This is a genomic window from Brevundimonas sp. 2YAF1 (assembly GCF_052114745.1).
Taxonomy (GTDB): domain Bacteria; phylum Pseudomonadota; class Alphaproteobacteria; order Caulobacterales; family Caulobacteraceae; genus Brevundimonas.
The window spans coordinates 53,830-67,398 of the sequence record NZ_JBFRFI010000005.1 but is presented as its reverse complement, the minus strand read 5'-3'; the positions used below and the strand labels follow the sequence as shown (position 1 = coordinate 67,398).

The 13,569-nt window shown below is 68.0% G+C and carries 9 protein-coding genes; 4 read left to right on the top strand and 5 right to left on the bottom strand.

Annotated features, from left to right (window positions below; genetic code table 11):
- Positions 1 to 44: 44 nt before the first annotated feature.
- A complete protein-coding gene (locus AB4Y68_RS08370) occupies positions 45 to 1,325 on the top strand; it encodes a polyhydroxyalkanoate depolymerase (RefSeq protein ID WP_441455066.1) in 1,281 nt (426 codons plus the stop codon).
- Positions 1,291 to 2,004 carry a M48 family metallopeptidase gene (locus AB4Y68_RS08365; RefSeq protein WP_441455065.1) on the top strand — a complete coding sequence of 238 codons (714 nt, stop codon included), beginning with the start codon at positions 1,291 to 1,293 and terminating at the stop codon, positions 2,002 to 2,004. The genes AB4Y68_RS08370 and AB4Y68_RS08365 overlap by 35 nt, the downstream gene beginning before the upstream one ends.
- Positions 2,005 to 2,166: 162 nt before the next feature.
- Here the strand turns inward: AB4Y68_RS08365 and AB4Y68_RS08360 are convergent, their stop codons facing one another.
- Positions 2,167 to 4,272, bottom strand: a complete 2,106-nt coding sequence (locus AB4Y68_RS08360; RefSeq protein ID WP_441455064.1) for a PBP1A family penicillin-binding protein — start codon at positions 4,270 to 4,272, stop codon at positions 2,167 to 2,169.
- Positions 4,273 to 4,360: 88 nt separating this feature from the next.
- Positions 4,361 to 5,278 carry an alpha/beta fold hydrolase gene (locus AB4Y68_RS08355; protein WP_441455063.1) on the bottom strand — a complete coding sequence of 306 codons (918 nt, stop codon included), beginning with the start codon at positions 5,276 to 5,278 and terminating at the stop codon, positions 4,361 to 4,363.
- A 119-nt stretch (positions 5,279 to 5,397) separates the two neighbouring features.
- On the opposite strand from AB4Y68_RS08355, the gene AB4Y68_RS08350 reads away from it, so the two are divergent.
- On the top strand, positions 5,398 to 6,525 hold the full coding sequence (locus AB4Y68_RS08350) for a Rieske 2Fe-2S domain-containing protein (RefSeq protein WP_441455062.1): 1,128 nt from the start codon (positions 5,398 to 5,400) through the stop codon (positions 6,523 to 6,525).
- A gap of 118 nt (positions 6,526 to 6,643) precedes the next feature.
- Here AB4Y68_RS08350 and AB4Y68_RS08345 read toward each other — a convergent pair whose 3' ends face one another.
- Positions 6,644 to 7,303 (bottom strand): TetR/AcrR family transcriptional regulator, encoded by a 660-nt coding sequence (locus AB4Y68_RS08345; RefSeq protein WP_441455061.1) that lies wholly within the window; start codon positions 7,301 to 7,303, stop codon positions 6,644 to 6,646.
- A gap of 226 nt (positions 7,304 to 7,529) precedes the next feature.
- A complete protein-coding gene (locus AB4Y68_RS08340; protein ID WP_441455060.1) occupies positions 7,530 to 9,410 on the bottom strand; it encodes a cation:proton antiporter domain-containing protein in 1,881 nt (626 codons plus the stop codon).
- Positions 9,411 to 9,564: 154 nt separating this feature from the next.
- Here AB4Y68_RS08340 and AB4Y68_RS08335 point away from each other — a divergent pair, with 154 nt between their 5' ends.
- Positions 9,565 to 11,700 (top strand): M13 family metallopeptidase, encoded by a 2,136-nt coding sequence (locus tag AB4Y68_RS08335; RefSeq protein ID WP_441455059.1) that lies wholly within the window; start codon positions 9,565 to 9,567, stop codon positions 11,698 to 11,700.
- 371 nt (positions 11,701 to 12,071) lie between these two features.
- On the opposite strand, the gene hisS is transcribed toward AB4Y68_RS08335, so the two are convergent.
- Complete coding sequence (gene hisS, locus AB4Y68_RS08330) at positions 12,072 to 13,565, bottom strand: histidine--tRNA ligase (protein WP_441455058.1); 1,494 nt, start codon at positions 13,563 to 13,565, stop codon at positions 12,072 to 12,074.
- Between the last annotated feature and the right edge of the window lie 4 nt (positions 13,566 to 13,569).

Genomic DNA, 13,569 nt, shown 5'->3' with positions numbered 1-13,569 from the left:
CTATGCTGCCCTGCCGCATCGGCGGGGGTCGCAGTCGGGGTTTCATGCTCTACGCATTTCACGAGCTCGCCTATCATTCGGCGACGCCGTTCCGGATCGGGGCCCAGATGGCGCGGTCGTTCTGGACGTCGCCCTTCAATCCGGCCTCTGACACGGCCATCGGCCGCACGGCCTACGCCTCGGCCGAGGTGTTCGAGAGCCTGACGCGCCGCTACGGCAAGCCGGCCTGGGGGCTGGAAACCATCGACATCGACGGCCATGCCGTGCGCACGACCGAACAGGTCGTCTGGTCCTCGCCCTGGTGCCGACTGGTCCGGTTTGCGCGCCACGCGGGCGACCTGAAGCGGGCGGGCAAGCCGGGCGTTTCGCCTGCCGTCCTGATCGTCGCCCCCCTGTCGGGTCACTACGCCACCCTGTTGCGCGGCACGGTCGAAGGCTTCCTGCAGGACCATGACGTCTATGTCGCCGACTGGGAGAACGCCCGTCAGGTGCCGGTGCTGGAGGGCCGGTTCGACTTCCACGACTACATCGACCACGTCCGGGCCATGCTGACGGCCATCGGCCCGCGCGCCCATGTCGTCGGCGTCTGCCAGCCGGGCCCGCCGGTGCTGGCGGCCTGCGCCGTCATGGCGGCCGAGAACGACCCCAACCGGCCCGCCTCCATGACCTTCATGGGCTCGCCCATCGACGCCCGCCTGTCGCCGACGGTGACGAACCAGCTGGCCGAGGCCAAGCCCTTCGCCTGGTTCAAGTCGAACATGATCCACACGGTCCCGTGGCCCTATCCTGGCTTTGGCCGGCGGGTCTATCCGGGCTTCGTCCAGCTCTACAGCTTCATGTCGATGAACGAGGACAAGCACCTCGACGCCCATCGCCGCTATTTCGAGGACCTGGTGAGCGGGGACGGCGACGGTGTCGAGAAGCACGAGCAGTTCTACGACGAGTATCTGTCGGTGCTGGACCTGACCGAGGAATTCTATCTCCAGACCATCGACATCGTCTTCCAGCAGCATCTGCTGGCGCGCGGCCTGCTGGAACATGACGGCAAGCGCGTGGACCTGTCGGCCATCACCGACATCGGCCTGGCCACGGTCGAGGGCGAGAAGGACGACATTTCCGGCGTGGGTCAGACCCAGGCCGCGCACGGCCTGACGCCCAACATCCCCGACGACCGCCGCCTGCTCTACGTCCAGCCGGGCGTGGGCCATTACGGCGTCTTCAACGGCCGCCGCTTCCGCGACGAGATCTATCCGCGGGTGCGCGACTTCATCGCCCAGAATGAGAGCCTGAGTGCAGTACCGGAACGGCCAGCGGCTGCCGCTTGAGGGCGGGGGCGCCCTTCGCCTGTCGGTGAATCCCCGCGCGCGACGGCTGTCGATCCGTATCGACGCCCGCGCCGGCGAAGCCGTGGCCGTGGCCCCGTCCGAGCGGCGGCTGGGCGAGGTCGTGGCCTTCGCGCGCACCAAGTCGGACTGGATCGCTGACCGACTGGCCGCGCGGGTCGCGGGCGCGCCGCTGGAGCCGGGTGGCGAGGTGTCCTGGCTGGGGCGGACCGTGCGGCTGGAGGCCGTCGGCGGGGCGGGCGCGGCGCGTCTGGTCGAGACGCCGGACGGGCCGGTGATCCGCTCGGGCGGCGAGGGCGAGGCTTTTTCGCGCCGGGTCGAGAACTGGTTCAAGCGGGCGGCGCGCGATTTTCTGGTGGCCCGCACCGAGGTTCATCTGAAATCGCTGGGCCAGAAGCCGGTCAAGGTGTCGATCGTCGACACCCGTTCGCGTTGGGGCTCGTGCAGCCCGCATAATCGCTCGATCCGCTATTCATGGCGCGTGATCATGGCCCCGTCAGAAGTGGCCGACTATCTGGCCGCGCACGAGGTGGCCCATCTGGTCCACGCCGACCACAGTCCGGCCTATTGGGCGGTGGTGCACCGGCTGGTCGGCGACCACCGGCCCTATCGCCGATGGCTGCGCGATCACGGCGCGGCGCTGCACGCCGTGGGGCGCTGAGGCGCCTCTCGCTCAGAATTTCACCCGTCATCCTCGGCCTGGCGCCAAGGATCCATAAACGCGACGCCGGCGATCCGAGCATCGCCGCGCGAACGGCCGACCTTGAGTCTCTGGATCCCCGGCACAAGGCCGGGGATGACGGCAAGGAAGGTGGTTTTTCTCTTAGAAGAACAGGGTCTCGGGCTTCTTGTCGGTGCGCGGCGCGGAGCTCGCATCCTTGGGCTGCGGCGAGGTGGACCGCACGACGGGCTGGTCGTTGGGCAGGGGCCTGGGCGCCGGGACAGGCTGGCCGTCGACGATGGCCGGGCCGTTCGCATCGCCGTCCAGCGGCGGGGCGTAGGGGTCCTGAACCTGACCCATCATGTCGCCGACCGGATCGGGCGCAGCCCAGCCTTCGGGCAGGGCCGGGCCGTTGGGGATGGGTTGGACCGCCAGTTTCGGCAGGGCCGCCTCCATGAAGCCGCGCCAGATGGCGGCGGGCGAGGCGCCGCCGGTCACGCCGCGCATGGGCTTGTTGTCGTCCTTGCCGACCCAGACGGCGGCGACGAAGCCGCCGGTGTAGCCGACGAACCAGGCGTCCTTGTAGTCCGAGGTCGTGCCGGTCTTGCCGGCGATGTCGCGCCCGCCGATGGCGGCCGAACGGCCGCTGCCCGAGGTGATCACGCCCCGCAGCATCTGGTTCATGTAGTAGAGCGGCGGATTGTTGATCGCCTGGCCGTTCTCGCCCGTGCCATGCTGATAGATGACGCGGCCCGAGGGGGTGCGGATGCGGCTGATGCCATAGGCCTCGACCCGTTTGCCGCCGTTGGCGAAGGCGTCATAGGCCTGGGCCATCTCCAGCGGGCTGACCTCGACGGCGCCCAGGGCCATGGACGGCTGCAGACCGATGGGGCTGGTGATGCCCAGACGGCGCGCGGCGCGGGCCACGCTGTCGCGGCCGACCTGATCGGCGACAGAGGCGGCGATGGTATTGGTCGACTGGGCCACGGCCTGGGCCAGGGACATCGGGCCGGCGAAGGTTCCGGAATAGTTGCGCGGCGACCAGCCGCCGATGGTCACGGGCTGATCGACCACGGGCGTCGACGGGGTGAAACCGGCCTCGACCGCCGCCAGATAGACGAAGGGCTTCCACGCCGAGCCGGCCTGACGGCGGGCGTCGACGGCGCGGTTGAACTGGCTGTCGGCGTAGGAGCCGCCGCCGATCATGGCGCGCACCCGGCCTTCGCCGTCCAGCGCCACCAGGGCGGCCTGTTCCACGCCCCGCCCCTTGTCGCGGTCCAGGATGCGGCGCACGGCGCGCTCGGCGTCGGTCTGGAGGTTCAGGTCGAGCGTGGTTTCGACCACCATGTCCTCGGTCGGTTCGCCGACCAGGCTGCGGATTTGCTTGTCCAGCCAGTCGATGAAGTATTGAGCGTGCTGACTGGCCAGGGTCTTGGACACCCGCACGGGCTCGGCCACGGCGGCTTCGCGCTGGGCCGGGGTGATGGCGCCGGTGTCGACCATTTCGTTCAGCACGACGTTGGCCCGGGTGGCGGCGCGCTTGCTTTCCGACACGGGGGAATAGCGCGACGGCGCCTTCAGCAGACCGGCGAGCAGGGCGGTCTCGCCGACCGTCAGCTTGTCCGCGCTCTTGTCGAAATAGCGTTGCGAGGCGGCCTCGATGCCATAGGCGCCGGCGCCGAAATAGACCCGGTTCAGATAGAGGGCGAGGATCTCTTTCTTGGTGAATTTCATCTCCAGCCAGACGGCCAGCATCAGCTCCTGAACCTTGCGCTTCAGGTTCTGGTCCGGCGTCAGGAACAGGTTCTTGGCCAACTGCTGGGTGATGGTCGAACCGCCCTGGACCACGTGTCCGGCTTTGAGGTTCAGGGCCATGGCGCGGGTCATGCCGATGGGGTCGAAGCCCGGGTGATGATAGAAGCGCCGGTCCTCGATGGCGACGAAGGCGGCGGGCACATAGTCGGGCAGGGCGTCCAGATCGACCGGCGGGGCCATCTGGGTGCCGCGCACCGCGATCAGGGCGCCCGAGCGGTCGAGGTAGGTGATCGAGGGCTGGCGCTCGACCTTATACAGGCTGGAGGTGTCGGGCAGGTCGCGCGCGAACACCGCGAAGAAGACCACGGCGAAGATCAGGCCCCAGACGCCGAGCACGGCCCCCCAGTAGAACAGCCGGCCCATGAAGGATCGGCGCGGCTTGCCGCCGCCCTGGCCCGCGTCATGGCCGCCGCCTTGCTCGTTGCGGTCCGGTCCGCCGTCTCTACGCGCCATGAATATCCCTCTTGCCAGCGGCGTGAACCCTAGCCGGTCACGCCGCCGACGAAAACGCCCCCATCCTTAATCACGGGAGCGTGAGGGCCTATTTCGCCGAAAGAAAGGCGTCGAGCTGGCCATAGAAGGCCTGAGGCTGGTCCAGCATGACGAAATGGGCGCTGTCGTCGATGCGCTTCAGCTTCGCTCCCGGCAGGCTCGAAAACGACATCCGGTAGATGGTGTCCGTCAGGGTGTCGGTCATGCGGGCGTCGTTGAACTTTACATAAAGAACCTCGACCGGGGCGGTGATCCGGCCCAGTTCGGGGCGCAGGTCGGTAGCGATCAGTTCACGGAACGACGCGGCGGCGACCTGCTGGTCGGTGGTCTCGACATCATGCAGGGGGCCGGCGCGCGCCGCCTCGGTATTGATCATGCCGGTGACCGAGGCCTTGGCCTGGGTCAGATACTGGTCGCGCGGGCTGGCCGACTGGGCGGCGAAGACCTGATCGGCGATCGGCTTGACGCTCTCGGCGGTGGTTCCGGGCGGGCCGAACATGGCGCCCATGAAGGGGATCATGTCCACGACCATCAGCTTGCCGACCGCCTCGGGATGGCGGGCGGCCAGCATCATGCCGATGGTGCCGCCCATCGAATGGCCGACGACGGCGGGCTTCTGCAGGCCCTGCTCGCGGATGTAGCGGGCGATCTCTTCGGCCACGGGGGCGGCCACGGGGCCGGCGGCGTTGCCCTCGGCGGGGGCTCCGGCGAAGCCCTGCACGTGAATGCGGTGGACGCGGTAGGCGCCGTTCAGATGGTCGACCGTGCCCTGCCAGACGGCGGGCGAGGAACTGAGGCCGGGGATCAGGATGACGTCCGGTCCCTGGCCCTCGACGGCGACATGAATGCGGTCGGAGGCGAAGGCGGCGTGCTGATGACCATGGGCGGCGTGGCCGTCTTGAGCCTGGACGGCGGCGGGCGAGGCCAGGATCAGCAGGGCGGCGGCGAGGGCGGTGCGGCGGTTCATATCGTTACTCCCCGAGTGATGATCGCTGATTACGTCATAGACTTTATGTTGTAAAGTTCTTTTTTAACATAAGCGCCGACCCCGACGACACGGAAGGCGTCTCTTGATAGAGAAGCGGGATGAAGCCAGCCGCCGCCGATCCCGTCCAGTCCCCCGTTTCCGCCGCTCCCGAGGCCAAGGGTCCGCCCGCCGCTTTCGGCAAGGGCTTCGTGCGCGACGCCTGGTATTTCGTCGCCCTGTCGCGCGACGTGCCGGTCGCCAGTCTGAAGCGCTATGAGTTGATGGACGAGCCGCTCTTGGTCGGCCGGACCCGCGCGGGCGAGGTCTACGCCATGCGGGACATCTGTCCGCACCGCGCGGCGCCGCTGTCGGCCGGGCGTCTGGTGGACAAGCCGGGCGAGGGCGAAACGATCGAATGTCCCTATCACGGCTGGCGCTTCCGGCCCGACGGGGTCTGCGCCGCCATTCCGTCCCTGGTCGAGGATCAGGCCTTCGAGGCCAACCGCATCCGCGTGCGGTCCTATCCGGTGCGTGAGAGCCAGGGGATGGTCTTCGTCTGGATGGCGGCGGACGCCCGCCATCCGTCCGAGCCCGACCACGAGCCGCCGCTTTTCCCTGGCGCCGAGGGCGACGTGAAGCTGGTCGAGGCGATGGATTTCGACAGCCATATCGATCATGCCGTCATCGGCCTGATGGACCCGGCGCATGGACCGTTCGTGCACCAGCAGTGGTGGTGGCGGTCCGAGCACTCGATGCACGAGAAGGCCAAGACCTTTGCGCCTAGGGACTTCGGCTGGGCCATGGTGCGCCACGCCCCGTCGTCGAACAGCCGCCTCTACAAGATCCTGGGCGGCGCGCCGGCGACCGAGATCACCTTCCGCCTGCCCGGCTATCGCTGGGAGCATATCCAGGTAGGGACGAAACAGGTGCTGGCCCTGACCTGTCTGACGCCGGTGACCGAGACGAAGACCCGCATCACCCAGATCTTCTGGTCCGACCACTGGGTGTTCAACATCGCCAAACCCTTCCTGCGGATGGGGGTGGTGGCCTTCCTGAAGCAGGACGGCGGCATGGTGAACCTGCAGAACGAGGGGCTGAAGTACGATCCCGCCCTGATCTGGATCGACGACGCCGACAAGCAGGCGAAGTGGTATCAGCAGCTGAAGCGCGAATGGACGAAAAGCCGCGCTGAGGGGCGCGGCTTCATCAATCCGATCAAGGAAGTCGTTCTGAGGTGGAAGAGCTGACCAGATATCTGGCGACGGTCAGTCGAATCCAAGTCTGAAACCAAGAAAAAAGGCCTCTCCCCGCGATGGAGGAGAGACCTTTTTTGTTTCGCGGTCAGGGGGCGTCGGCCCCCGCCGACTACTGGCGAGCGAGTTGGCTGGACAGGATCAGGTCCAGCTGCTTGCGGATCTGCGGCGTCAGTTCTTCGATGCCCCAGTTGTCGTAGGCGGCGTAGCGGAAGTTGGAGATGAAGACGTCCCAGATCATCCGGCCCAGCAGCACCAGATCCAGGTCCTGGCGCAGCTCGCCTTCGCGGATGCCGGCCTGCAGCACTTCGATGAGGGCGACAATGATCGGCTGGACGAAGGCGCGTGAACGCTGGTCCGCGGCTTCGGGCTGGAACCACGAGCGGGCGATCATGGCCTGCATCAACGGCAGGTGCTCCAGCGAGCGGTGGTAACCAGCGGTCAGCCCCTCGCCCAGGCGGTCGGCGACGCGGCCTTCGTGGCCGGCGGCGGTCTGGATGTCCTGCAGCAGGCCCGCCATCTCCTCGGCGAAGACGCACTCGAACAGTTCCGCCTTGTCCTGGAAGTTGGCGAAGACGGCGCCGGTGGACATGCCCGCGCCCTTGGCGATGTCGCGAATGGTGGCGGCGTCGTAGCCGCGCTCGGCGAACAGGGCACGCGCGGCGTCGAGCACCTTCTGACGGGTGCGGACCTTGGCCGCCTGGCGGCGGTTCAGGCGGGGCTGGCCTTCGGCCTCAACGGCTTCTGGGGCGGACAGGGTGGTCTCACGCATCAGGAAAAATACTCTGGCTCGGAGGGGCGAAACGCCGCCGATCGTTAAGGGGCGAAGGGCCGCCAGGCGAAGTTCACAGCCGCCTCGGCGTGAACTCCAAACACGACGACACCCACGTCCCGGAGGAGGGGGGAACTTTCATCACCGAACATTGACCAAAATGGGTCGCGATCCGCAGTAAGACCTAGCCCAAGCTTGGCCTTGAGATCAACGGGAGTAAGGAATTCTACTTGGTTTGAGGCGGAGCGGCGGCGGGGCGGGGCGGGGCGGGGCGGGGCGAGCGGAAGGCGCGCGAAGGACGGGTCCCCTGGTTGTCGGGCGCAGCCGCCTGGAAGGTCCGGCGGAAGCCGTCGCGGCGTTCGTGGATCGAGGCCAGGACCAGTCCCATCGGCACGCCCAGGTCGACCAGGGTGTTCTCGGCCAGTTGCAGGCTGGCTTCAGTGGTTTCAGGCACCGCATCGGTGACGCCCAGGGCGTAGAGGCGCGCCGCGTGCCGATCGTCGCGCGCCCGTGCGATCAGGATCAGGTCGGGCCGCAGGGCGCGCGCCGTGCGGACGACCTCGTCGACCTTGGACGGCGCGTCCATGGTGACGATCAGGGCGCGGGCCGTGGCCAGGCCGCAGGCGTTCAGCATCTCGGGCCGGGCCGCGTCGCCGTAATAGACCTCGCGCCCCTCCGCGCGGCCGGCGCGGACCGAGGCTGGGTCAGCGTCCAGGGCGACGAACTGCTGGTCGTGCTCGACCAGAAGATCGCCGACCAGACGGCCGACGCGGCCGAAGCCGACGATCAGCACGGCGCCGTCCGGCGCGAGCACGGGCGAAGACGCGGGCGACAGGGCCTGCGTCTCTAGGTCGCGGGGCGGGGCGATCCGCCGGGTCAGCGTGCGCGCCAGGACCGCCAGGATCGGCACCGCGAACATGCTGATCGTCGCCGCCAGCATGGCCTTGCGGGTCAGGCCGGGGTCCGCCAGGCCCTCGACCATTCCGGTGGTCAGGATGACGAAGGCGAACTCGCCCGCCGGGCCCAGCACCAGAGCGGTCTCGAGAGCCGAGCGCCCCGTCAGTCCCCATGCCCGTGCCAGGACGAAGATGACCAGGGCCTTGAGCAGGATCAGACCGCCGGCCATCCCCATCACTGTCGCGGGATCGGCGGCGACCGCATCCAGATCCAGGCTGATGCCGACGCCGATGAAGAACACGCCGAGCAACAGGCCCTTGAAGGGATCGATGGCCACCTCCACCTCGCGCCGGAACTCGGTCTCGGCCAGAAGCACGCCGGCGACGAGGGCCCCCAGACTCATGGATAGGCCCACGGCCTGGGCCGTCAGGCCGGCGACGACGACGACCAGAAGGCAGGCGGCGACGAACAGTTCGCGGCCTTCGCCGCGGTGCTGGGCGCGGGCCACCGAACGGAACATCGGCCGCAGCACCAGCCGCCCCAGCAGGACCATCAGGAACAGGCCGCCCGCCGCTGGCGCCAGGGTGAACAGGGCGCGCCCCAGTTCGGCGGGTTCGATCGCAGCGCCGCCCGTTCCATTTCCCTGGGCCAGGGTCGCCAGGACGGTGACGGTGATCAGGATCGGCGCCACGGCCACGTCCTGCGCCAGCAGGACGGCGAAGGTCGCCCGCCCGGTTTCGCCCTTGAGCCGGCCCTGGGCGGCCAGGACCGGCATGACCACGGCGGTCGACGACAGCGCCAGGCCCATGCCCAGGACCGCCGCGCCGGCCAGCGGCTGGCCCAGGATCATGAAGACGACGGCGATGGCCCCGGCGCAGATGGCGATCTGCAGCATGCCCAGGCCGAACACGAGCCGCCGCATGGCCTTCAGCCGCTCCCACGATAGCTCCAGCCCGATCATGAACAGCAGGAAGGCGACGCCGAGTTCAGATAGCTGACGAATCTGGGCCTGATCGCCGATGGTCAGCCAACTGAGCCAGCCGCCCTGCTGGGCGAACCGCCCGAGACCGTCGGGCCCCAGCAGCACCCCGGCCGCGAGAAAGCCCAAAACCGGGCTGATCTTCAGCCGGTTGAACAGGGGCACGACCACCCCGGCCGCGGCGAGGAAGACTACCAGATCCCTGTATTCGCCGCCGTGCGCCTGGGTCATTCGTCCTCCTGACCAGGCAGTGTGACGCACTCGATCACAGTCTGGCGAGCGGGGCTCGCATGTTTCATGAACTTTTTTTAAGACGCGCGTATGTTCAAGGCGGGATTAGGGTCCGGCCACCTGAGCTTCGGGGCTGCATTTAGGATTGTCACTGATGAAGAAACTGCTTGTCGGAGCCGCTGTCGGCGCCTTGTTGATGCCTGCCGCGGCCTTCGCCGATGACGGCCACGGCCACGCCTGCGTGGACGAATCCTGCACCGTCGTGGAGCTGTTCCACGGCGTCTCGGCGCCCGAAGGCGGCGCGGCGACGGCGGGCTGGACGGGGACGGATGCGCCCAAGTACGGCGACTGGGGTTTCGACCTGTCGGGTCGCGACCCTTCGGTGGCGCCGGGCGACAGCTTCTTCCGCTACGCCAACGGCACGGCTTTCGACAAGCTGGAGATCCCGTCGGACCGCACCTCCTACGGCTCCTTCCCGCTGCTGCGCGAACTGTCGGACAACCGCATGAAGGCCCTGATCCAGGGTCTGGTCGCGCGCACCGACCTGAAGCCGGGCTCGGACGAAGCCAAGATCGCCGACGCCTACCGCAGCTACAGCAATGAGGCGCGCATCGAGCAACTGGACGCCCAGCCGCTGCAACCCTTCCTGGTCGCGATCCGCGCCGCGAACACGCACGCCAAGATCGCCGCCTACATGGGTCAGACCCAGGGCCGCGTCGGGTCGTCCTTCTTCGGCACCGGCATCACCATCGACCAGAAGAACCCCACCCGTTACGCCGTGACGACCGGCCAGTCGGGCATCGGTCTGCCGAACCGCGACTACTATCTGGACGCCCGCTTCGCGGACAAGAAGGACAAGTATCAGGCCTATGTCGCGCGGATGCTGAACAATATCGGTTGGGCCGATCCGGCCGGTCACGCCGCCGCCATCGTCGCGCTGGAAACCAAGATCGCCGAGGCCCACTGGACCCCGATCGAGAACCGCAACCGCGACAAGACCTACAACGAATACACCATTCAGACCCTGGCCGCCGAGGCCTCGGGCTTTGACTGGACCGGCTACTTCAACGCCGCCGGCCTGGGTACGGTCGATCGTGTGATCGTGCGCCAGAACACGGCCATGCCCAAGATCGCCGCCATTTTCGCCGCGACGCCGGTCGACACCCTGCAGGCCTGGCAGGCCTTCCACACCACCGACGACGCCGCCGGCAGCCTGTCCAAGCGCTTCTCGGACGCTCAGTGGGAGTTCCGTTCGCGCGATCTGTCGGGTCAGCCCGAGCAGCGCAGCCGCGAGAAGCGCGCCATCAGCTTTGCCGAAGGCGCGCTGGGCGAGGCGGCGGGTCGTCTCTATGTCGCCGAATACTTCCCGGCCGAATCCAAGGCCAAGATGGAAGAGTTGGTCGCCAACCTGCGCACCGCCCTGTCGCACCGCATCGACAACCTGACCTGGATGGGGACGGAGACGAAGGCGGCGGCTCAGGAGAAGCTGCGCAAATTCACCGTCAAGATCGGCTATCCGGACAAGTGGCGCGACTACTCCGCGCTGGAAATCCGCGCCGACGACCTGTTCGGCAACGGCCAGCGTCTGGGCCAGTTCCAGTGGAACTATCAGCTGAATCGCCTGAACAAGCCGGTCGACAAGGCTGAGTGGGGCATGACGCCCCAGACCGTGAACGCCTACTACAACTCGGCCAATAACGAGATCGTCTTCCCGGCGGCCATCCTGCAGCCGCCCTTCTTCGATCCGAACGCGGACCCGGCCGTCAACTACGGCGGCATCGGCGGCGTGATCGGCCACGAAATCGGTCACGGCTTCGACGACCAGGGCTCCAAGTCCGACGGCGACGGCGTGCTGCGCAACTGGTGGACCGATCAGGACAAGGCCAATTTCGAAGGCCTGACCAAGCGTCTGGGCGCCCAGTACGACTCCTATGAGCCGCTGCCGGGCTTCCACGTCCAGGGCGGTCTGACCATGGGCGAGAACATCGGCGACGCCGCCGGCACGGCGGTGGGCCTGGAGGCCTACCACCTGTCGCTGAACGGCAAGCCGGCCCCGGTGATCGACGGCACGACCGGCGATCAGCGCTTCTTCTACGGCTGGGCCCAGGTCTGGCAGTCGAAGTACCGCGAGGACGCGCTGAAGAACCAGATCGCCACCGACCCGCACAGCCCGGCCGAGTTCCGCGTGATCGGCCCGGTGCGCAACGTCGACGCCTGGTACGAAGCCTTCGGCGTCAAGCCGGGGTCGAAATACTACCTCGCGCCGGAAGACCGCGTTCGCATCTGGTAAGGCGCGGCGCCTGACGAATGAAGAGGGCCGGAGCGGCGACGCTCCGGCCCTTTTTCATGGGCGGAAAATAATCGAATAGTTTTCGATAAAGACGCTCGGGCGCTGGCCGCGCGGCCCCTGCTTTCAGGATGTCAGGCATGAAAAAGCCCGCTGCGGGGGATACATCGCAGCGGGCCTTCTCGCTCTCTAAGGAGCGGACGTTTCCTCCCCGAAACGCCTTCAAGATGTCGCTGCGTTTGACCGCTGCGCCTCTCGAGTGAGACCAAATGACGCGAACGCCGGGTTCAAGTCAATCAAGAGGACGCCCGAAGACGCATTTTTTGCGACTGAACGTCGATAATACACGTCGCGGCGTAAAGATTAATCGAAGCCTATTCGATAATGCCGCGAACCGTGGCGACCAGGTCCCCGCGCGCCACCTTCTGTTGTCCAGGACGCTCGGCCTTCCAGGCCTCGTTGTCGGCGATGGCGGCGGCGCGGGCGCGTCCGGCGTCCAGATCCTTGATCGTCACTTCGCCGGCGGCCAGTTCGTCGCCGCCCAGGATGACCACGGCGGGCGAGCGGCGCCGGTCGGCGTATTTCATCTGCGCCTTCATCCCAGCGCGACCCAGATAAAGCTCGGCGGCAATGCCGGCGGCCCGCAGTTCCGATACGGCGTCGAGATAGTGCTGCATGTCGTCCTCGGAGAAGACGATGACCACGACCGGGCCGCGCACTGCGTCGTCGGCGCCGCGTCCCGCCGCGCGCAGGGCCGAGGCCAGACGCGACACGCCGAACGAGAAGCCGGTGGCCGGCACCGACTGGCCGGTGAAGCGCGCCACCAGATCGTCATAGCGACCGCCGCCGCCGATGGAGCCGAAGCGCACGGCCCGGCCCTTGTCGTCCTTGGTGTCCAGCAGCAGCTCCGCCTCGAACACGGCGCCGGTGTAATATTCCAGGCCGCGCACGATGGTCGGGTCGAACTTCACCTCGGCCTCGCCGACGCGCATGGCGGTCAGGGCGCGATCGATGGCGGACAGTTCGGCTAGGGCGGCCTCGCCTGCGGCGCCCAGCGAAGCACCGGCCTTGGCCACGGCGTCCAGCACGCCTGCGCGGCTGAGGCCCGGGGTCTCGGCGGAGACGAGGAAGGCCTCGACCGCGCCGATCACGGCGGCGGGCAGGCGGGCGCCCTTGGTGTAGTCGCCCGACTCGTCCAGTCGGCCCTCGCCCAGCAGGGCGCGCACGCCCTCCAGACCCAGGCGGTCGTATTTGTCGACGGCGCGCAGGGCGGTCAGGCGCTGGACCGCGTCGGTCACGCCGCCGGCGTCGAACAGGCCGTCGAACAGCTTGCGGTTGGAGACGCGGATCACCGACTGGCCGTCGCCCAGGCCGGCGGCGCGCAGGCCTTCGCAGCCCATGGCGATGATCTCGGCGTCGGCCTCGGGCCGATCCGAGCCGACGGTGTCGGCATCGCACTGCCAGAACTCGCGGAAGCGGCCGGGACCGGGCTTCTCATTGCGCCAGACGGGACCGTAGGCGTAGCGGCGGAACGGCTTGGGCAGGGTCTCCCAGTTCTGGGCCGCGAAGCGGGCCAGGGGCGCCGTGTGGTCGTAGCGCAGGGCCATCCACTCGCCCGGCTCGTCCGACCCGGCATCGTCCTGCATCGCGAAGACGCCCTCGTTGGGGCGGTCGGCGTCGGGCAGGAACTTGCCCAGGGCGTCGGCGTACTCAAACGCCGGAGTCTCCAGCGGCTCGAAGCCCCAGCGCTCATAGACCTCGGACACGCGCGCGACGATGCGGCGCTCGGCGGTCAGGTCGCGGCCGCGACGGTCGGCGAAGCCCCGGGGGGCGCGAGCTTCGGGGCGGAGGGGGGCTTCGTCGGTCATGCCG

What these genes read in the sequence shown, in the direction of transcription:
- AB4Y68_RS08370 (WP_441455066.1), top strand. Translation starts at nt 45, where the DNA reads ATGCTCTACGCATTTCACGAGCTCGCCTATCATTCGGCGACGCCGTTC.
- AB4Y68_RS08360 (WP_441455064.1), bottom strand. Translation starts at nt 4,272, where the DNA reads ATGGCGCGTAGAGACGGCGGACCGGACCGCAACGAGCAAGGCGGCGGC.
- AB4Y68_RS08355 (WP_441455063.1), bottom strand. Translation starts at nt 5,278, where the DNA reads ATGAACCGCCGCACCGCCCTCGCCGCCGCCCTGCTGATCCTGGCCTCG.
- AB4Y68_RS08350 (WP_441455062.1), top strand. Translation starts at nt 5,398, where the DNA reads ATGAAGCCAGCCGCCGCCGATCCCGTCCAGTCCCCCGTTTCCGCCGCT.
- AB4Y68_RS08345 (WP_441455061.1), bottom strand. Translation starts at nt 7,303, where the DNA reads ATGCGTGAGACCACCCTGTCCGCCCCAGAAGCCGTTGAGGCCGAAGGC.
- AB4Y68_RS08340 (WP_441455060.1), bottom strand. Translation starts at nt 9,410, where the DNA reads ATGACCCAGGCGCACGGCGGCGAATACAGGGATCTGGTAGTCTTCCTC.
- AB4Y68_RS08335 (WP_441455059.1), top strand. Translation starts at nt 9,565, where the DNA reads ATGAAGAAACTGCTTGTCGGAGCCGCTGTCGGCGCCTTGTTGATGCCT.
- hisS (WP_441455058.1), bottom strand. Translation starts at nt 13,565, where the DNA reads ATGACCGACGAAGCCCCCCTCCGCCCCGAAGCTCGCGCCCCCCGGGGC.